Annotated in this window: 15 protein-coding genes; 7 read left to right on the top strand and 8 right to left on the bottom strand. The window is 65.8% G+C overall.

Annotated elements, in window-relative coordinates; all coding sequences use genetic code 11:
• Position 1: 1 nt before the first annotated feature.
• The 6 genes from A7V84_RS09545 to coq7 all read right to left on the bottom strand — a co-directional run bounded on the left by A7V84_RS09545 (position 2) and on the right by coq7 (position 7477).
• The gene (locus A7V84_RS09545) at positions 2-1132 is read right to left on the bottom strand and encodes a glycosyltransferase family 4 protein (protein WP_025513095.1); all 1131 of its coding nucleotides are present in this window, start codon (positions 1130-1132) and stop codon (positions 2-4) included.
• Positions 1133-2494 carry a murein biosynthesis integral membrane protein MurJ gene (gene murJ, locus A7V84_RS09540; protein WP_025513096.1) on the bottom strand — a complete coding sequence of 454 codons (1362 nt, stop codon included), beginning with the start codon at positions 2492-2494 and terminating at the stop codon, positions 1133-1135.
• Between the two features lies 1 nt (position 2495).
• Positions 2496-3521, bottom strand: coding sequence for an SDR family oxidoreductase (locus tag A7V84_RS09535; protein ID WP_025513097.1), 1026 nt, complete (start codon positions 3519-3521; stop codon positions 2496-2498).
• Between the two features lie 17 nt (positions 3522-3538).
• On the bottom strand, positions 3539-4813 hold the full coding sequence (gene tviB, locus A7V84_RS09530) for a Vi polysaccharide biosynthesis UDP-N-acetylglucosamine C-6 dehydrogenase TviB (protein WP_033535504.1): 1275 nt from the start codon (positions 4811-4813) through the stop codon (positions 3539-3541).
• A gap of 97 nt (positions 4814-4910) precedes the next feature.
• The gene (locus tag A7V84_RS09525; protein ID WP_025513099.1) at positions 4911-6014 is read right to left on the bottom strand and encodes an MraY family glycosyltransferase; all 1104 of its coding nucleotides are present in this window, start codon (positions 6012-6014) and stop codon (positions 4911-4913) included.
• An 803-nt stretch (positions 6015-6817) separates the two neighbouring features.
• Complete coding sequence (gene coq7 / locus A7V84_RS09520) at positions 6818-7477, bottom strand: 2-polyprenyl-3-methyl-6-methoxy-1,4-benzoquinone monooxygenase (protein ID WP_025513100.1); 660 nt, start codon at positions 7475-7477, stop codon at positions 6818-6820.
• A gap of 125 nt (positions 7478-7602) precedes the next feature.
• Here coq7 and A7V84_RS09515 point away from each other — a divergent pair, with 125 nt between their 5' ends.
• The 3 genes from A7V84_RS09515 to A7V84_RS09505 are packed head-to-tail and all read left to right on the top strand — an operon-like array spanning position 7603 to position 9533.
• Complete coding sequence (locus tag A7V84_RS09515; RefSeq protein WP_025513101.1) at positions 7603-8031, top strand: OsmC family protein; 429 nt, start codon at positions 7603-7605, stop codon at positions 8029-8031.
• A 40-nt stretch (positions 8032-8071) separates the two neighbouring features.
• Positions 8072-9043: a thymidylate synthase gene (locus tag A7V84_RS09510; protein ID WP_025513102.1), complete on the top strand. Its 972-nt coding sequence runs from the start codon at positions 8072-8074 to the stop codon at positions 9041-9043.
• Between the two features lies 1 nt (position 9044).
• A complete protein-coding gene (locus tag A7V84_RS09505; protein ID WP_025513103.1) occupies positions 9045-9533 on the top strand; it encodes a dihydrofolate reductase in 489 nt (162 codons plus the stop codon).
• Here the strand turns inward: A7V84_RS09505 and A7V84_RS09500 are convergent.
• Positions 9521-10939: an aminotransferase-like domain-containing protein gene (locus A7V84_RS09500; protein WP_025513104.1), complete on the bottom strand. Its 1419-nt coding sequence runs from the start codon at positions 10937-10939 to the stop codon at positions 9521-9523. The two genes, A7V84_RS09505 and A7V84_RS09500, sit on opposite strands and share 13 nt — an antisense overlap.
• 149 nt (positions 10940-11088) lie before the next feature.
• Here A7V84_RS09500 and aptA point away from each other — a divergent pair, with 149 nt between their 5' ends.
• The 4 genes from aptA (at position 11089) to A7V84_RS09480 (ending at position 17627) form a co-directional block, all read left to right on the top strand.
• The gene (gene aptA, locus A7V84_RS09495; protein WP_025513105.1) at positions 11089-12411 is read left to right on the top strand and encodes an omega-aminotransferase AptA; all 1323 of its coding nucleotides are present in this window, start codon (positions 11089-11091) and stop codon (positions 12409-12411) included.
• A 75-nt stretch (positions 12412-12486) separates the two neighbouring features.
• Entirely contained in the window at positions 12487-13980 is a 1494-nt protein-coding gene (locus A7V84_RS09490) for a CoA-acylating methylmalonate-semialdehyde dehydrogenase (RefSeq protein WP_025513106.1), read from the top strand.
• A gap of 156 nt (positions 13981-14136) precedes the next feature.
• Positions 14137-15573: a YdgA family protein gene (locus A7V84_RS09485; protein ID WP_025513107.1), complete on the top strand. Its 1437-nt coding sequence runs from the start codon at positions 14137-14139 to the stop codon at positions 15571-15573.
• A gap of 173 nt (positions 15574-15746) precedes the next feature.
• Positions 15747-17627 (top strand): DUF945 family protein, encoded by a 1881-nt coding sequence (locus tag A7V84_RS09480; RefSeq protein ID WP_033535506.1) that lies wholly within the window; start codon positions 15747-15749, stop codon positions 17625-17627.
• A gap of 54 nt (positions 17628-17681) precedes the next feature.
• Here A7V84_RS09480 and A7V84_RS21460 read toward each other — a convergent pair.
• A partial coding sequence (locus tag A7V84_RS21460; RefSeq protein ID WP_235815951.1) for an Ig-like domain-containing protein occupies positions 17682-19859 on the bottom strand: 2178 nt, incomplete at its 5' end.

Here is a 19859-nt window from a genome sequence, read left to right as displayed (position 1 = left end):
TTCACTGTTTCGAGGGGCGCCCCAGGACGTCGTCAAACAGCCGCCGCCACAGAGACAGGATATGTTGGGCAGAAAAACGCTGCCGCACGCTGACGGCCTGCCCGGCCATCCGCCTGCGTTCGACATCATCGGACATCACCGCATCCAGGGCCCCGGCCAGGGCGTCGGCGTCGCCGACAGGGCGCACCAGCACCCCATCCTCGCCATCGCGGATGATTTCGCGCGGCCCCGTATCGCAATCAAAGCTGACCGCGGCCAGGCCGCTGGCCATGGCTTCCTGCAGGGAATTGGACAAGCCTTCGAAGCGCGAGCTCAGCACATACAGATCGGCTGCCTCGTACCAGTCCGCCACGTTGCCGGCCCGGCCCGGCATGACGACACGCGCCTGCAGCCCATGGCCGTCGACGCGCGCCTGCAGCGCGGTGCGCTCTTCGCCCTCGCCCAGAATCACCAGATCCCAGTCGGCATGACGCGCCGCCACCCGGGCATAGGCATCGACCAGTACGCCGAATCCCTTGTCGGCATGCAGGCGGCCCACCGCCAGCAGATAACGTCGCCCGGTCACGGCCGGCGGCGCCAGCTGGGGCGTGCCGCGCGGCAGAGGCCAGTTCACCGGATTAGGGATGACCGCCAGGTTCGAGCCCGGCACGTGTTCGCGCAGCCAGTCTGCTGTGCCCGATGTCAGCGCCACCACGCGGGCCGCACGCGGGTAAGCCCAGCGGCGCAGACGCCACCACAATCCCGAGATCTGCTGCGACGGCGGATGGGTATGTTCGGTGGCGATCACCTTCAGGGGCAACCCCCAGCCGGCCAGCACCGCCAGGATGGACGAGGTGGTCATGATGCCCAGCACGAGATCGGGCCGGAAGTCACGCAGCACGGCGCGCAATGCGCGCACCCGGCGCAGGTTGGCCAGCAGGCCGCGCAGGCCGCCGCCTGCGCCATCGGTGCCCAGCACCCGGCGCTGCACGCCGGGCGGCACGGCATAGGCCTCGCCGGCGGCCTGGGTGACGATCATGACCTCATGGCCGGCGGCTACCCAGTGGCCCGCCAGATCGACGGCGACACGCTCGGCCCCGCCGCCATGCAGCGAATGGATGAAAATCAGGATACGCGGCGCGGCTTGCGACATCTAGGCGGCCTCCGGAGGCGACGCAGGCGGCACCGGACGCCGCGCTGCCACCACATAGCAGATGAAAGACAGCAGATACATCAGGCTGGTGGCCAGCATGATGCCCTCCACGCCCAAGCGTGGGGCCAGCACTTCATTGAGCACGGCCTTGAGCAGAAAGTTGGCCACCGCAATGGCGGCCATGATGCGATAGCGGTTCTGACTGGCAAGCAACTGCACCAGGATCAGCACCCCGAAATAGAACGGCAACTGCAGCAGGCCCCAGCGCATCACGCTGGCCACCGCGGCGGTGTTCTGGGCAGTGAACGCGCCGCGCTCGAACAACAGCGCCACGCCCCAGGGTGCCAGCAGCCAGCCCAGCGCCACGGCCACCAGGCCCGCGCCCACCATCATCCACGACCATTTCAGCGCCATTGCGCGTGCGCGCACACCATCGCCGCGATGCTGCACGTCGGCCAGCACCGGCAGCGCGGCGCGCCCCACGGACACCGCACCGATGCCCAGCACCAGCGACAGCAGCCGGCTCGCATAGCCAAGCGTGGCGTTGGCGTTGCCGCCCAGATTGGCGGCGGCATACTGATCCAGCGGATTGACGAAACTCATGGCGACCTGGCCGATCAGCATCACGCCGGCGGCGGCCGCCAGTTCGGGCCAGTGCGGCGAACGCCAGGACAGCCTGGGCGCTCCCCAGAATCCCTGATCGGCACGTGCAGCCAGCCAGGCCAGCCAGGCCGCCTGGATGGCGTAGCCCAGCAGCGTCCCCCACAGCAGCGGCCCCACCTGGCCGGCGCTGCCGGCCGCCAGCATCACCCAGGCCAGCGTCGTGACGGCCGGCAGACTGTCCAGCAGGGTATTGACGTGGCGCTCGTGCGAACGCAGACGTGCCGCGCTGATGCCGGCCATGAGCACCAGGGCGCTGACGGGCACGAAAGCCCACAACAGCTCGTAGCTCATGGCGGCAACCGTGGGCGACAGGCCCTGCCCCAGCCAGGCCAGCACCTGCGGCCAGGCCAGCCAGGTCAGCCCTGCCAGCAGCAGGCCGGCCACCAGGGTCCAGCCCTGCAGCTCACGGATGAAAAGATCCCGGTCGGCGCCGCCTTCGCGACGCAGCCGCACCAGCACCGGGATGAGCACCACCGACAGCACGCCCACGATGGTGACCGGCAGCCAGTTGGCCATCGTCATGGTGAACTGATAGGCGTCCACGGCATCGCTGATGCCATAGCGGTAGGCGACCGCCATCTCCTTGATGGCGCCGGCCGCCTTGCCCAGAAGCAAAAAGGCCGCAACCCGGAAAGCGCCCTTGAAAATGCGCTGATGGTCCGGGTGCAGCGAGCCGAGTTTGCGCAGCAGGGCTTTCAAATCAACGCAGGAATTGCGTGTACCAGGGCATGGCGGCTTCCAGGCCCTGCAGGATGCTGAACGCCGGCTGGTAACCCAGCAGGCGCTGACCCTTGCCGATGTCGGCCTGAGAGTGGCGCACGTCGCCGGCGCGGAAGTCCGCGTACTGCGCTTGCTTGTCGTACGTCACACCCTGCTGGCCCAGGGCCTCGCGCAGGAAACCGAACAATTGGTTCAGCGTCGAGCGCCCGCCGTAGGCCACGTTGTACACCTGGTTGCGGCCCTCGGCCGGCGCCATGGCGCCCAGGATGTTGGCCTGCACCGCATTGTCCACGTAGCAGAAGTCGCGGCTGGTCTCGCCGTCGCCGTTGATCGTGACCGTCTCGCCACGAATCATGGCGGCGGCCCACTTGGGAATCACCGCCGCATACGCGCCGTTGGGGTCCTGGCGGCGGCCAAACACGTTGAAGTAACGCAGCCCCACCGTCTCGAACCCGTACGAGCGCGCAAACACCTCGGCATACAGCTCGTCGACCAGCTTGGTCACCGCATAGGGCGACAGCGGACGCCCGATGTTCTCCTCCACCTTGGGCAGCGCCGGATGGTCGCCGTAGGTGGAACTGGACGCCGCATACACGAAGGCGTCGACCTGCGCGTCGCGCGCGGCCACCAGCATGTTCAGAAAACCGCCGATGTTCACCGCGTTGGTCGTCGCCGGGTCCTTCAGCGAACGCGGCACCGAGCCCAGCGCGGCCTGGTGCAACACCTTGTCCACGCCTTGCACGGCCCGCTGGCAGGTATCCGGGTCGCGGATATCGCCTTCGATGAAGGTAAAGCGCGCCCATTGCTCGGGCGTCACCAGCGTGCGCACCTCGTCCAGATTGCGCTGATGGCCGGTCGCAAAATTGTCCAGGCCCACCACGCTCTGATCCAGCTTGAGCAAGGCTTCCAGCAGATTCGAGCCGATGAAGCCGGCGCAGCCGGTCACCAGCCACTTGCGCGGCTGCGCGCGCAATTCGGCTTGTACGGTTTCGTAGCGCGTCGTCATGCAGGTCCCTCCGGCGCTTACAGGCGCAGATCCGATTCGTCAGCCTTGAGCAGGTATTTCAGGTCGTACAGCACGTGCTCGGCCTTGCCCAGCTTGCGGATCGCCGCCGCCCCCATTTCGGCAAACTGCGTGTGCGCCACGGCCAGAATGATGGCGTCATAGCTGCCTTCGGCGGGCTGGGCCACCGGCGTGATGCCGTATTCATGCTGGGCCTCGGCCACATCGACCCACGGATCGTAGACATCGACATCGACGTTGTAGTCGCGCAGTTCCTGAACGATGTCGACCACGCGCGTGTTGCGCAGATCGGGGCAGTTTTCCTTGAAGGTCAGGCCCATCACCAGCACCTTGGCGCCCTGCACGTGCAGACGCTTCTTGGTCATGCACTTGACCAGCTGCGACACCACATAGCCGCCCATCGAGTCATTCAGGCGACGGCCGGCCAGGATGATTTCCGGGTGGTAGCCGATGGACTGCGCCTTGTGCGTCAGGTAGTACGGATCCACGCCAATGCAGTGCCCGCCCACCAGGCCCGGACGGAAGGGCAGGAAGTTCCACTTCGTGCCCGCCGCCTGCAGCACCGCCTCGGTGTCGATGCCCAGCTTGTTGAAAATCAGCGCCAACTCGTTGATCAGCGCGATGTTCACGTCGCGCTGCGTGTTCTCGATCACCTTGGCCGCCTCGGCCACGCGGATGCTGGACGCCTTGTGCGTGCCCGCGACGATGATCTCCTTGTAGATCTGGTCCACCAGCTCGGCGACTTCCGGCGTCGAGCCCGAGGTCACCTTCTTGATCGTCGAGACGCGGTGCGCCTTGTCGCCCGGGTTGATCCGCTCCGGGCTGTAGCCGGCGAAAAAGTCCACGTTGAACTTCAGACCCGAGACCCGCTCGAGCACCGGCACGCAGTCTTCCTCGGTGGCGCCAGGGTATACGGTCGATTCGTAGACCACGATGTCGCCGCGCTTGAGCACCGCGCCGATCGTCTCGCTCGCCTTGATCAGCGGCGTGAGATCCGGCTGCTTGTACTCGTCGATCGGCGTCGGCACGGTCACGATGAACACATTGGCGCGGCCCAGCTCGGCGCGATCGGTCGTGTAGCTCAGGTGCCGGGCTTCGGCCAGCTCCGCATCATCGACTTCCAGCGTGTGGTCATGCCCGGCGCGCAACTCGCTGACGCGGCGCTCGTTGATGTCAAAACCGATCACCGGACGCTTCTTGCCAAACTCGACCGCCAGGGGCAGACCCACATAGCCCAGGCCGACCACGGCCAGCTTCACATCTTGGATACGCAAGATAAATCTCCCAATTACCGTATGGCGGTTACGGAATCTATGAACGTTTCAGGAAGGCATTGGACAGACCCGCCGCCACCGCGGCGGGCGTGCGATATCAGGGCGTGCGCAACACGGAGGGCAACAGCAGCCACCCCGGCCTGCGCCAGGACACCAGACGCACATACAACCAGGTGTAGACCAGCGCGAAGACCAGCAGGCTGGCGCACAGCACCCAGGCGTTGTCCCACCAGATGGTGGCGGGCACCAGGCCGATCAAGGCCAGCACCCACATGTACGGCGAGGCCAGGGCATTGCACAGGGCCGGCACCGCGTGTCGGCTGCGACGGCTGAAGGTCACGCGGACCAGACGGCGGAACACCAGCTGATGCAGGTGCAGCGCGTCCGGCTGATCGACCGGCACGCCACGCTTGAAGCGCCGGCGCCAGATCGAGAAACCGGTTTCGAACACCGGGTAGAACAGCACCGCCAGCGCGTAGAACGGCGACACCGAGGGGTTGCGCACCACCAGCAGCACAGCCAGCTCGGCCAGCATGAAGCCCAGGAAATACGCGCCGCCGTCGCCCAGGAACACCCGCCCGAAGGGGAAGTTCCAGACCAGAAAGCCCAGCGTCGCCGAAGCCAGCGCGGCCGAAATCATGAAAATGGGTACGTCGCCGACCTGCAACGCCACCAGGCCGATGGACACGGCCATCAGGGTGGCGATCATGCCGGCCAGGCCGTTCATGCCATCCACGATGTTGAGCGCGTGCGTACAGCCCCCCACGGCGAACACCGTGAACAGCAGGGAAACCGGCCAGAACGACAGCACCCAGTCGACCGGGGCGATGCCCACGCGGGACACCCCGCCGAGCAGCCACCATGCGATCGCCGCCGAGGCAAAAGCAGCCAGCAGTCGTTTGCTGGCGCCGATGTCCTTGGTAATGTCTTCCAGAAGACCGGCCACGAATACCGGCAACGACGCCATGAAAAGCGCCGGCCAGAGCCAGTTCAGGGTCATGTTGCTCGGCCCCAGGACGAGCAGCCCGGCCAGGGAACCGGCCAGAACCGCCAAGCCCCCCACGCGGGGAGTGGCTCGCGTATGTGAGGCCTGGGGCTTGCTGAGATCGCTGTCGCCGGTAAATGCGCCATGCCAGCGCTCCGACGCGACGATGAGTCCCCCCACCATGAACGCGACCACGCAGATATACAGCCAGGTCACAGAATCACCTTTGGTTGGTCTATCGAGACAGGTCCGCCATTATGTTTGGCAGGTGTAACGCCCATATATGGCAGAAATATTCAAGTGCAAGTCGCAGGTACAGAAGGTAACAAGCCTCTTGCCACCTGGCCGGCCTGGGAAAACCCTGGCCGCTTGGGGTCTGATTGTAGAGCTTTCCCGCCCGATGTGCCGGGGAATTTAGGGGAAAACACGGAGGTTCGCAGGCGGAGCCTGACAAACAGTCACGATTGGGCTTACGCCAAACAGGGGCGGATTTACGTCCGGAGCATGAGGCTCAAGCTCCAAAGCGCATGGCAGGCCGGATTTGAAATAAAAAAAAGCCCGAGATCTGACGATCTCGGGCTAAATCCACCAAAGGAGGAGGGTGGAGGAGACAACCGTGGCATGTCGGGCGAGAGGCCCAGCAATCCGGGGAGCGGGCGGCTGATGCCGTGTTTTTGCTCTACCTTGGATTGCCCGCCAGGCTCTTGGCCTATGCGTTTTGACATCCGATGTGTGAATATTAACCCATAATTTTGTGCGATGCAAGATTTTTTTCGGGCCGGACTTCCACGATATGCAATTGTTGGAAATAAGCCGCATAGACATCGCAAACCCATGCTGCATAACGCTTTCCTGGCGATGAGCGAAGACGCCCGCCTCGACCCTCCCGGCCTCCGCGAGGGGAAACCCTTGCGTAAAAACCCCAAGTGATTTCAATATTTTAGGAAGATCGGGCAAGAGGCGGGGCTTTTATTGCTGCACTGCAATATGCCACTAAGCGCCCCGACGGCAAAAGCCGCTCAGACGTAATAGGCGCTGCGCGTCATGACCTTGGACATGGCCCGCATGATGCCGCGCACCGGCGCCGGCAGGGGCACGCCGCCAGCCCGTTCGGCGCTCTCGCGATGGCCGGCCTCGTCATCCTTCATCTGGCGCACGATCTGGCGCGAGCGCTCGTCGGCCGGCGGCAGGGTCGAGAGATGTTCCTCAAGGTGGGCCTCGACCTGGCGCTCGGTTTCCGCCATGAACCCCAGGTTGCGCGGCACGCCGGCCACGCTGGCAGCCACGCCCAGGGCAAACGACCCCGCATACCAGAACGGATTGAGCAGGCTGGGACGGCTGCCCAGTTCCTGCAGGCGCGAGTCGCACCAGGCCAGATGATCGACCTCTTCGGCGGCAGCCTCGCGCAACAGCTCGCGGGTCGCCGCATCGCGGCATACGCTGGCCTGCCCCCGATAGAGTGCCTGCGCGCAGACCTCGCCCACATGATTCACCCGCATCAGACCGGCAGCATGACGTTTTTCGGCGTCCGTCAGGGTATCGGGAGCTTCGGTCGCCGTCGCCGGATAGGCGCGCGAGGCCAGCGCCGAGCGCGACAACACCTGCAAGGCACGGTCGACTTCGGTCAGCAGGCCATCGAGCGGGCCGGCGCGGCGGACAAGCGGGGGGGCTGAGATCATGGGGCGACTCCTTCTGAAACACGCGCGCCGGCAAGGCGGCGCCTACAGCCTAAAGTGTACCCAGGGGCGTTATCATCGCCCCTTGACCGGGCGCAAGCGCCCCTTTTTGCTCAAGGATGACTGAAATGGAATGCACGATCGACTGGGGCGGCCCGTCCGGCATGCTTTTTGTGGCTTCTACCGGCAGCGGCCACATTGCCGCCATGGATGGCGCGGTCGAGGGCGGCGGCAACAACCTGGCGCCACGCCCGATGGAAATGCTGCTGGCCGGCACCGGCGGCTGCACCGCCTATGATGTCGTGCTCATCCTCAAGCGCGGCCGCCACGATGTGACCGGTTGCAGCGTGAAGCTGCAGGCCGAGCGCGCCGATACCGAACCCAAGGTGTTCACGCGGATCCATTTCGCCTTCACGGTGACCGGCAACAAGCTGCCGCGCGCCGCCGTCGAACGGGCCGTCCAGCTGTCGCATGAGAAGTACTGCTCGGCATCGGCAATGCTGGAAAAAACCGCCGAACTGAGTTTCTCGGTCGACATCGTCGATACCGCCGCCTGACTTTCCCCGTTTTACCGCCGGGCGCTTGCCCGCCACCGCCATGAAACAGTATCTCGACCTCGTCCAGTCCATCCTTGACCACGGCGCCTGGCAGGAGAACCGCACCGGCGTGCGCACCCTGTCGCTGCCGGGCGCCATGCTGCGCTTCGATTTGCAGCAGGGCTTCCCGGCGGTCACGACCAAAAAGCTCGCCTTCAAGTCGGCGATCGGCGAAATGGTGGGCTTTCTGCGCGCCACGCGCAGCGCGGCCGAGTTCCGCGCGCTGGGCTGCAAGGTCTGGGACCAGAACGCCAACGAAAACCAGCAATGGCTGGCCAACCCCTATCGCGCCGGCCCGGATGATCTTGGTCCGGTCTATGGCGTGCAGTGGCGCCAATGGCCCGCCTACAAGCAACTGCCCGCCGCGCAGTCGGCGCGCATTGCCGACGCGCTGGCGCGCGGCTATGCGCAGGTGGCCCAGTTCGACGCCGAAGGGCAGTCGCAGGTGCTGCTCTATAAGGCGGTCGATCAGCTGCGCCAGTGCCTGGACACCATTCATCAGAATCCGGCTGACCGCCGCATCCTGTTCCACGGCTGGAACTGGGCGCAGATCGAGGAAATGGCGCTGCCGCCCTGCCATCTGCTGTATCAGTTCCTGCCCAATGCCAGCACGCGCGAGATTTCGCTGTGCCTGTACATCCGCTCGAACGATGTCGGCCTGGGCACGCCCTTCAACCTCACCGAGGGCGCAGCACTGCTGCACCTGGTGGGCCGCCTGACGGGCTATACGCCGCGCTGGTTCAGTTATTTCATCGGCGATGCGCACATCTACGAGAATCACCTCGACATGCTGCGCGAGCAGCTCACGCGCACCCCCTACCCGGCGCCGCGCCTGCTGCTGTCCGACCGCATCCCCGACTTCTCGGTGACGGGCAAGTACGAACCGCAGTGGCTGGAACAGGTCGAGCCGGGCGACTTCACCCTCGAAGGCTACCAGCACCACGCCCCCCTGACCGCACCCATGGCCGTCTGACATGCCCGCTACGCCCCGCCTCACCCTCGTCGTCGCCTACGCCCGCAACCGCGTCATCGGTCGCGATAACGCCCTGCCCTGGCGCCTGCCGGGCGACCTCGCCCACTTCAAGCGCACGACCCTGGGTCACCCCATCATCATGGGGCGCAATACCTGGGAATCCCTGGGCCGCCCCCTGCCCGGACGCCACAACATCGTGATCAGCCGCAACCCGGATTACCGGGCCGAGGGCGCAACGGTCGTCGACAGTCTGCAGGCCGCGCTGCAGGCCGTGCAGGGCGACGAAGCCTTTGTGATCGGCGGCGCGCAGATCTATACCCAGGCGCTGGCGCTGGCCACACGCATCATCGCCACCGAGATCCAGGCCGACGTGCCGGGCGATGCTTTTTTCCCCCTGTTGCCGGCCTTTGCCTGGCGCGAAACCGCCCGCCAAGCGCAACCCGAAGAAAACGGCCTGCGCTACGACTTCGTCACCTATCAGCGCGCCTGAGCGCAGGCCTGGCGCAGAAAACGCCACAAGGCGTCCTGCCCGGCATAGGCCACGTTGAAACGCAGCCAGGGCGTATCCGCCTCGCCCGCATCGAAGTAGCAGCCGGGCGCCAGCCAGATGCCGTCGCCCAATGCCCGCTCGGCGAGCTCACGCCCGCCCGGCGCACCGGCGGCCGGCCGCGCCCACAGGAACAGCCCGGCCTGAGGTCGCGCTGCAATCTCGAAACCGGCCTCCTCCATCTGGCGCACCACCTGCCCGTGAGCCTGGGCAAGGCGCTCGCGCGTGCGCAGGATGTGGTTGCGATAGCGACCGTCGCCGATCACCTGGTGCACCACGCGCTCCATGATTTCCGGCGAGGTCAGCCCGGCCGCCATCTTGCTGCGGGCGAGATCGCGCGCCAGATCGCGGTGGGCGGCGATATAGCCGACCCTGACCGAGGGGCTGATGACCTTGGAATAACCGCCCAGGTAGATCACGCGCTCGCCACCGTCGAGCGCGGCCAGCAACGGCGCCATCCCCGGCAGCAACTCGCGCGATATGTCATCTTCGATGATCCAGTAGTCATGCTGGCTGGCCGACTGCAACAGGCGAAAGGCATTGGCCATGCCAAGGGTGGTGCCGGAAGGGTTCTGCAGCACCGTGTTGACGAACAGGGCCCGCGGCCGATGTTGCAGCACGGCCTGCTCCAGCGCCGCCAGATCCAGGCCGGCTTCGTCGCGCGGCACCGCGACGGCCCGCATGCCGGTCAAGCGCAACAACTGCAGCAGGTTGGCGTAACACGGCGCCTCGACCAGCACCACGTCGCCCGGGCGCAATAGCGTGCGTATCACCAGATCGAGCCCGTGCGTGACCCCCTGGGTCAGCACGATCTGCTCGCTCTCCAGCGGCAGGCCATGCAGAGCCAGGGCCGCAGCAATGCTCTCGCGCAGCGGCGCGTAGCCCTGCGGATGCCCATAGCCGGAGATCCGCAGCGCCGGCACCCGCCCCATGTGACGCAAGGCCTGGTGCAGGCCCTCTTCGTTGAGCCACTCCCCCGGCAACCAGCCGCAGCCCGCCTTGATCGGAATGGAATGATCCGCATAGATGTCCGACAGCAGCCAGCCGGTATTGAGACGTGGCGGCGCCCAGCCCGCCGGCTGAGGCGTGCGCACGGCTCGCCCCGCCCCCGACACCCGATAACCGGAACCGGCTCGCGCGCCAAACCAGCCCTGCGCCACCAGCCGGCCATAGGCGCTGGCCACCGTGAAGGTGCTCAGGCCATGCTGGCGCGCAAACTCGCGCACGGACGGGATGGCCATGCCCGGACGCAGCGTCTGCCGGGCAATCGCATCGGCGAAGGCCTGAACGATCTGCTCGACCAGCGTGGGCGCGCCTTTACGCTTGCGGATGGGCTGGAAATCAATCATTTCTGTACAGTTGGCAAAAATGGATCAATACGGTCAGCTTGATATCGCCAGATTGTATATGTCCATTCCCCCTGCGAGCGCCGAGAATCCCAGCTTCCCCAACACGGAGCCCGTCTCCGTCCGTTTGACTGACCGCCCTGGAGGCTGCCATGAACGCACCCGCGCACCCGGATCTCTCGCATCTCTGGATGCCCTTTACCGCCAACCGCCAGTTCAAGGCCCAGCCGCGCATGCTGGCGTCGGCCAAAGGCATGTACTACACCTCGCTGGACGGACGCCAGATTCTGGACGGCACGGCGGGCCTGTGGTGCGTGAACGCCGGCCACTGCCGCGAGGAGATCGTCCAGGCGATCGCCCGCCAGGCGGCCGAGATGGACTATGCACCGGGTTTCCAGTTCGGCCATCCGGCCGCCTTCGAAGCCGCCACCGCCGTGGCCGGCTTCATGCCGCAGGGCATGGACCGGGTATTCTTCACCAACTCCGGCTCCGAGTCGGCCGACACCGCCCTGAAGATCGCGCTGGCCTATCACCGGGCCCGCGGCGAAGGCCAGCGCACGCGCCTGATCGGACGCGAACGCGGCTATCACGGCGTGGGTTTCGGCGGCCTCTCGGTCGGCGGGATTTCCGCCAATCGCAAAGCCTTCTCGGGCGCGCTGCTGCCCGCCGTGGACCACCTGCCGCATACCCACAACCTGGAGCACAATGCCTTCAGCCAGGGGCAGCCGGAGTGGGGCGCCCACCTGGCCGACGAGCTGGAGCGCCTGGTGGCCCTGCACGACGCCTCTTCGATCGCCGCCGTGATCGTCGAGCCCATGGCCGGCTCGACCGGCGTGCTGGTGCCGCCCAAGGGCTACCTGCAACGCTTGCGCGAGATCACCGAACGCCATGGCATCCTGCTGATCTTCGACGAGGTCATCACGGCCTGGGGCCGGGTGGGCGCGGCTACCGCCGCCGAAGCCTTCGGCGTGACGCCCGACATCATCACCCTGGCCAAGGGCGTGAGCAACGCGGCGGTGCCGGCCGGCGCCGTGGCGGTACGCCGCGAGATCTACGACAGCGTCGTCGACGGCGTCCAGGGCGGCATCGAGTTCTTCCATGGCTACACCTACTCGGCCCACCCGCTGGCAGCCGTCGCCATCCAGGCGACGCTGGACATCTACCGCCGCGACCGGCTGTTCGAGCGCGCACAGGCGCTGGCCCCGGCCTTCGGCCAGGCCGCCCACAGCCTGCGCCAGGCGCGGCACGTGATCGACATCCGCAACATCGGCCTGGTGGCCGGCATCGAGCTGGCGCCACGCGCTGGCGCCCCCGGTGCGCGTGCCGGGCAGGTCTTCCAGCGCTGCTTCGAACAGGGTTTGATGGTTCGCTATACCGGCGATACCATCGCCGTGTCGCCGCCGCTCATCATCGATGAAGCGCAGATCGGCCAGATCTTCGAGACCATCGGCCAGGTGCTCAAAGAGATCGACTGAACCGCCGGGGCCGCCTGGCCCCGCCCCTTTTCCCGCCCGCGTCCGCCGCGGGCCCTGCCTGCCTTTGCCCCCCTCATGAATACCCTGCACCACTACGTCAACGGCCAGCCCTTCGCAGGACGCTCCGGCCGCTACACCGAAGGCTACAACCCCGCCACCGGCGAAGTCATCAACCGCATCGCCCTGGCCAGCGCCGAGGATGTCGAGACCGCCGTGGCCGCCGCCGGCGCCGCCTTTGCCGCCTGGTCGGAAACCCCGGCGCTCAAGCGCGCGCGCATCCTGTTCAATTTCAAGGCCCTGCTGGATCGCCACCAGGACGAGCTGGCCGCGCTCATCACGCGTGAGCACGGCAAGGTGTTTTCCGATGCCAAGGGTGAAGTCACGCGCGGCATCGAGGTGGTCGAGTTCGCCTGCGGCATCCCGCAGTTGCTCAAGGGCCAGTACAGCGACCAGATCGGCGGCGGCATCGACAACTGGAGCCTGCGCCAGCCCCTGGGCGTGGTGGCAGGCATCACGCCGTTCAACTTTCCGATGATGGTGCCCTGCTGGATGTTCCCGGTGGCCCTGGCCTGCGGCAACACCTTCGTGCTCAAGCCCTCCGAGCGCGATCCCTCGGTATCGCTGCGCCTGGCCGAACTGCTCAAGGAAGCCGGCCTGCCCGATGGCGTTTTCAACGTGGTGCAGGGCGACAAGATCGCCGTGGACGCCCTGATCGCCCACCCCGAAGTGCAGGCGCTGTCTTTCGTGGGCTCGACTCCGATCGCCGAATACATCTATGCCGAAGGCACCCGCCGCGGCAAGCGCGTGCAGGCCCTGGGTGGCGCCAAGAACCACCTGGTCGTGATGCCCGATGCCGACCTGGACCAGGTGACCGATGCGCTGATGGGTGCGGCCTATGGCTCGGCCGGCGAACGCTGCATGGCGATCTCGGTGGCCGTGGCCGTGGGCGATGTGGCCGACCAGGTGATCGAACGCCTCAAGCCGCGTGTCGCGGCGCTGGTGGTCAAGGACGGCATGCAGCCCGACGCCGAGATGGGGCCGCTGGTCACCGCCCAGCATCGCAAGAAAGTGCTGGGTTACATCGAGGACGGCATCGCCGCCGGCGCCACCCTGGTGGCCGACGGGCGCGAGCTCAAGGTGCCCGGGCACGACAACGGCTTTTTCCTGGGCGGCACGCTGTTCGACCACGTCACCCCGCAGATGAACATCTACCGCGAGGAGATCTTCGGCCCGGTGCTGTGCGTGGTGCGCGTGCCGGACTTCGCCGCCGCCGTCGAGCTCATCAATCGCCACGAATTCGCCAATGGCGTGTCCTGCTTCACCTCTGACGGCGGCATTGCGCGCGCCTTCGCGCGCCAGATCAAGGTCGGCATGGTCGGCATCAATGTGCCCATTCCGGTACCGATGGCCTGGCACTCTTTCGGCGGCTGGAAACGCTCGCTGTTCGGCGATCATCACGCCTACGGCGAGGAAGGCGTGCGTTTCTATTCGCGCTACAAGAGCGTGATGCAACGCTGGCCCGACAGCATCGACAAGGGCGCCGAGTTCACCATGCCGGTGGCGAAGTAAGCCGCCGCGCAAGGCGGTCCGCACAGACGAAGGTGTAATATCTGATTACGGCTGCCGTGGGCAGCCGTAATCGCGTCCGCCTGGCCTCGTTATACTCGCCACGCATCAGAATGAAGGCGCAGTGCGTACCTGCGCCAATCACTCAGGAAACAACACATGAAGAAAAGCGTAGCGATCACTGCCGGAGTGATCATTGTGGGAGCGGCCGCCTGGTTGGGCGGCACCTGGTACACCGGGCAACGTCTCGCCGAGGAAAGTACCGTCCGTCTGGAGCGTCTGAACGCCGAGCTGGCGCGTGCCTTCCCCGACCTGCAGCTGCGCTTCGATGAGCTGTCGGCCGAACGCGGCTTTTTCTCCACCCATGCCCGCTACGCCCTGACCGGCAAGACGGCATCGGCGCGCAACGCCAAGGACGAAGCGCTCGAATTCGACGCCCGCATCGACCACGGCCCGCTGCCGCTGGGCGCGCTGGCGCGCGGCCACTTCCTGCCCAGCATGGCTTTCGTGCAGACAGAGATGGTGCCCACGCCGAGCAGCCAGCCAGCCTTTGACGCGGCCCAGGGCAAGAACCCCCTGTCCGGCAACGTCGTGCTGCATTACGGCGGCGACGCCTCGGTGCAGGCGGAAGTCCCCGCCATGAAATACCCCGAGGAACGCGCCGAATTCGGCGGTGCGCGCTTTGACGGCAAGATCCTCAAACGCTTCGAAGGCGTGCAGGGCGAACTGGTCACCGAGCCCCTGAGCGTGATCGCAAGCAAGACCGACGATGCCGCCGATACCCATATCGAACTGGGCAAGATCACCATGACGGTCGACAGCCGCGAAGGCCCCTCCGGCCTGCAGCTGGGCACCGGCAGCCTGAAGCTGGCGAGCATGACGGTCAAGCGCGAGAACGACAGCACCGTGCAGGTGAAGGACTTCGTCTACCACGGCGTCAATAAGGAAAGCGACGGCCTGCTCAATGGCGAGCTGGGCTATACCGCGGCGTCGATTCTCGTGGATGGCGCCGAGCTGGGCAGCCAGCAGGTCACGTTCAAATATGCACGCGTGAACGCCGCCAAGTTCAAGGCCGCCATGGACCTGTCCGCCAAGCTGACCGAACAGAACCAGCGCGACGGACAGGCCAGCAACGGCCTGACCGCCGAACAAAGCCGCCAATTGGCCGCGCTGGGCATGGACATGCTGGCCGACAACCCCACGCTGGCGCTGGACCCGGTCATCTGGAAAAACGACAAGGGCGCCAGCCAGTTGAATCTTTCTGTGACGCTGGTCGCGCCGCAAAACCCGCAGGCCACCGGCCTGGAGCTGGTGCGCCAGGTGATGCAGCCGCTGGATGCCAAACTGGTGCTGTCCAAGCCCATGATGACGGCGCTGGGCACGAACGTGCTCCAAAGCCAGGGCTTGAGCCCGGAACAGGCCGCCCAGCAGGTTGGCCGCCAGATCAACACGATGGCGGGAATGGCGCAGATGCTCAACCTGGCCCAGCTTCAAGGCGAGGACCTCGTCACCTCGCTGCTCATCAAGAATGGGGCGCTGACGCTCAACGGCAAGGAACTGCCGCTGGACGCCCTGCAAGGCATGCTGCCGCATTGATGCCGGGCCGGCCCCGCCACGGGGCCGGCCGGACGCGACGCGATCAGGATTAGCATTTTGATACGGCTGGTAACGGCCGTGGTAAACCCTGACTTCTGGCCTCGCTATACTCGCCGCGCATCGGAATGAATGCGCAACGCTGCTGCCTGCGCGAATCACTCAGGAAACAAAACATGAAAAAAAGCGTCGCGATCACCACTGGGGTGGTCATTGTGGGAGCGGGAGCCTGGCTGGGCGCCACCTGGTACACCGGCCAACGTATTGAACAACAGAGCCAGCAATACCTGGCCCAGGCCAACGAGCAACTGGCTCGCGCCATCCCCGGCTTCCAGCTGCGCCTGGAGCAGGAAAGCTACGAACGCGGTTTCTTCAGCAGCAAGTCGCGCTACACCCTGGTGTTCGGCAAGAAGGGCGATGACGAAGAACAGATCCGCGTGTCGTTCAAGAACGACATCGGCCACGGGCCCTTCCCTGGCGGCGCCATCTCGCGCGGCTATCTGATGCCCAAGCTGGCCTATGTGCACTCCGAACTGGAAAGCAGCGAGCTGCTCAAGCCGCTGTTCGAGATGTCGCAAGGCAAGGCGCCGCTCTGGAGCGACGCCATCATCAGCTATGACGGCCAGGCCAATACCGAGGGCGGTATCGCGCCCTTGAGCTACAAAAACGACGACGCTTCGTTCACGTTCAGTGGCGCCACCCTGGATTCGGTCTACGACCACCGCAAGCAGGCCGTCAAGGGCAGCCTGACCGCCAAGGAACTGCTGGTCCAGGACGCCGACCAGGATTCGCCGGTAAACCTGCGCATGGCGGGCATGGAAGTCAATCTGGATAACCGCATGGGCAAGTTCGGCCTGTCCGTGGGTACGACCGGCATGCTGATCAAGTCCATCGAAGTCAGCGATAGCGAGAATGACCGCTTCGTGAAACTGGACAAGCTGGGCTATAGCGTGGCGGTGTCCGAAGATGACACCATGGTCAACGCCCTGGCGACCTACAGCCTGGAAAAACTGCGCATCGCCGAAGACGACTTCGGCAGCGGCGAGATCGCCGTTTCGATCAAGCGCCTGGACGGCCCGGCCCTGAAGGCCCTGACCGAAACCTACCAGCAACTGATGCGCCAGGCCCTGGGCAGTGAGCCCAGCACCGGCATGCAGCAGGCCGACATCGAGGCCGTGCTGGCCAATGGCCAGAAGGTGCTGGCAGGCAATCCCGTCATCGCCATCGACAAGCTGGTGTGGCGCAATGCCGCCGGCGACAGCCTGCTGACTGCCGACGTGGAGTTCACCAAGCCGGTCAACGAAGACGGCACGCCCATCTCGCTGATCGAAGACCACAAGCAGTTCGCCATCAAGGCGATCAAGCGCATCAACGCCGATCTGCGCCTGTCCAAGCCCATGGTGGCGACGATGGCCGAACAGGTGCTGCGCCTGCGCGGCATGCCGGCCGAACAGGCCAAGCAGGAAGCCGACGAACAGGTCCAGACCATGGCCGGCCTGGCCGAGATGATGAACGCCGGCAAGAACGACGGCGACAACATCGTCAGCAAGTTCAGCTATGTCGATGGCCGCGGCGAGCTCAACGGCAAGGAAGTGCCGGTTGCCGAAATGCTGGCCGAACTGGTCAGTTCGGGCGGCGGCATGGACGACGAAGACGAGATGATGTACATCGAGTCCTTCGACGACGAATCGCTGGCCTACCTGCTCGACTCGACCGGCTATGAGTATGCGCTGGATGCTTCCGGCCGCATGTTCACGCTCGATGCCGACGACCTGCCCCCGACCGAGATCAAGGGCACGCTGGTATGCGACCCGGATTGCACGGTGCTGCGCATGACGGCCGTCTACGGCGACCAGAAGGCGCCGTCGGCCGCCCGCCTGAAGGAATGGAACGAGGAATATGGCGAATTCGCCCCGGCCTCGATCACCAAGAAGGGCGTGGCCGAGCTGCACTTCGAAGTCGATGCCTCGCAGATCCTCGATCTGGAAACCATCGAAAGCCTGCTGCAGGCCTTCCTGGGCACGACCGACGAGTTCGGCGACTTCATTCAGCAGTAAACCGGACCCCGCCCGCCCTCCACGGGCGGGCGGGGTCTATCAGACCCTGGCGCATCAAGACCACCTGATCACCCCAGGGATCACCACCTGGGCTTCGGGGATCCCTGGGTCGGTGAAGATGATGTTGACCGCATAGTCCCCCGGCGGAACCGTGCCTTCGGGACCCGTGCCGGCAGGCTTCTCCAGGTACATCGTGCCCGCCTTCACACCACGGCGCCAGCCCTGTAGCCGCACCTGCAACAGGTCGATCAGCTTGCGAACATTCGCATCGGCCGGATTCACCGGCTCGATCCGGACCAGCGGCTTCGCTACGCCGATCACGTCAAAGTACGCAGCCAGCGTGGCGCTTGCCCTGGATATTTCAATCGGTCGGAATGTCCCTGCTTCGGCAAGCAGGCTGACGATATTCCCCATGGACAGGGCTTTCCTCTCATCCCTGTAGGGCTGGTCGATTTCTTCGCCCTCATTGCCCGCCGCGTCCGTGGCGAGTACCTTCACCATCCCCGACGGCACGTCCTTATCCGACGTCGCCGTGTACGTGCCCTCCGTGTCGGCCTTGACCTTCTTGCTCGTATTGTCCGGGAAGGTCACCGCCACATCGGCTCCGGGCTCGGCTTTGCCTGTCACCGTCACCTGCCCCGAGGTGGCATTGGTCGTGATGGACGTGATCGAGGGTTCCTCGGGCGGCGTCTTGTCCACCGTGTCGACGTATGCATGCCGCGCCTCGGCGCTTGAATTGCCTGCTTCGTCGACGGCCCGCGCCAGGATCGACCCCGAAGGCAGATCCCCGGCGGAAGTTGCCGTGTAAGCGCCATCATCGCCGGCCACCACCGTTTTGCTCGACCCATCGCTGAACGTGACGGTCACCCGGGATCCCGGCTCGCTATCGCCTCTTACGGTCACCTGGCCCGTATCCAAGTTCTCGGTCACGGCCGTGATGACCAGCGGCGGCGGTGTCTTGTCCACACTGTCCACGTAGGCCTTGCTGACTTGCGGCCCCTTGTTGCCCGAGGCATCGCTAGCGGACACCGTGATGTCGCCCGCCACCATATCGCCCTCCGAAGTCACGCGATAGGCGCCGTCGGCGCCAGCCACGACGGTCTTGCCCGTGCCATCCGGAAAGCGCACCGTCACCTGGGCCCCCGGCTCGGCCGTCCCCGTCACTGTCACCTGGCCCGACGTCTCATCGGTCGCCACGTCCGCGACCTTGGGCGCAGGCGGCGGCGTTTTATCCACCAGATCGGTATAGGTGCGCATAAGCTCGGGACTGTTGTTGCCGGCGGCATCGGTCGCCCAGATCCTGATCGGCCCCGACGACATGTCGCCGTCCGAAACTACGGTATAGCCGCCCGTCGTGCCCGCCTTGACGGTCTTGCGCGTGCCGTCCGGGAGCGCCACGGTCACGTTGGCTCCGGGTTCGGCCGTGCCGCTTACCGTCACCCGGCCCGACGACTCATCGGTCACTACGTCTGCGACCGTGGGGACCGGCGGTGGCGTCTTATCCACCAGATCGGTATAGGTGCGCATCACCTCGGGACTGTTGTTGCCGGCGGCGTCGGTCGCCCGGATCGTGATCGAGCCCGACGGCATGTCGCCGTCTGAGACCACGGTATAGCTGCCCGTCGCGCCCGCCTTGACGGTCTTGCTCGTGCCATCCGGGAAACTCACTCTCACCTCGGCCCCGGGCTCGGCCGTGCCGCTCACCGTGACCTGGCCCGAGGCGGGATCGGTCGTCACTTCCGTATCCGCCGGCGCATCGGGCGCGGTCTTGTCCACTGCGTCAACGTAGGCATGGCGGGTCTCGGGGCTCCTGTTGCCCGCGGTGTCCGTGGCCTGCACCGTGATCATCCCCGAGGGCACATCGCGTTCCGAAGTCACCCTATAGCTTCCCGCCGCGCCGACCTTGACGGTCTGATCCGTGCCGTCCGGGAAGCTCACCCTCACCTCGGCCCCGGGTTCGGCCGTGCCTGTCACCGTCACCCGGCCCGAGACGGAGTCGGTCGTCACCCCGGCAGCCACCGGCGCGGCCGGCGGGGTCTTGTCCACCGTGTCGGTGTACTCATGCCGCAGCTCGGGCCCCGTGTTGCCCGCGGCATCCGTGACCCGCGTACTGATGACGCCCGAAGGCACATCGGCATCCGAAGTCACCGTGTAGCGCCCGTGCGTGTCGGCCTGCACCCGTTTGTTCGAGCCATCCGGAAAGGTCACCGTCACATGGGCGGCCGGCTCCGT

This window comes from Bordetella trematum (assembly GCF_900078335.1).
Lineage (GTDB): Bacteria > Pseudomonadota > Gammaproteobacteria > Burkholderiales > Burkholderiaceae_B > Bordetella > Bordetella trematum.
This window is presented reverse-complemented; position numbering and strand designations above follow the sequence as displayed.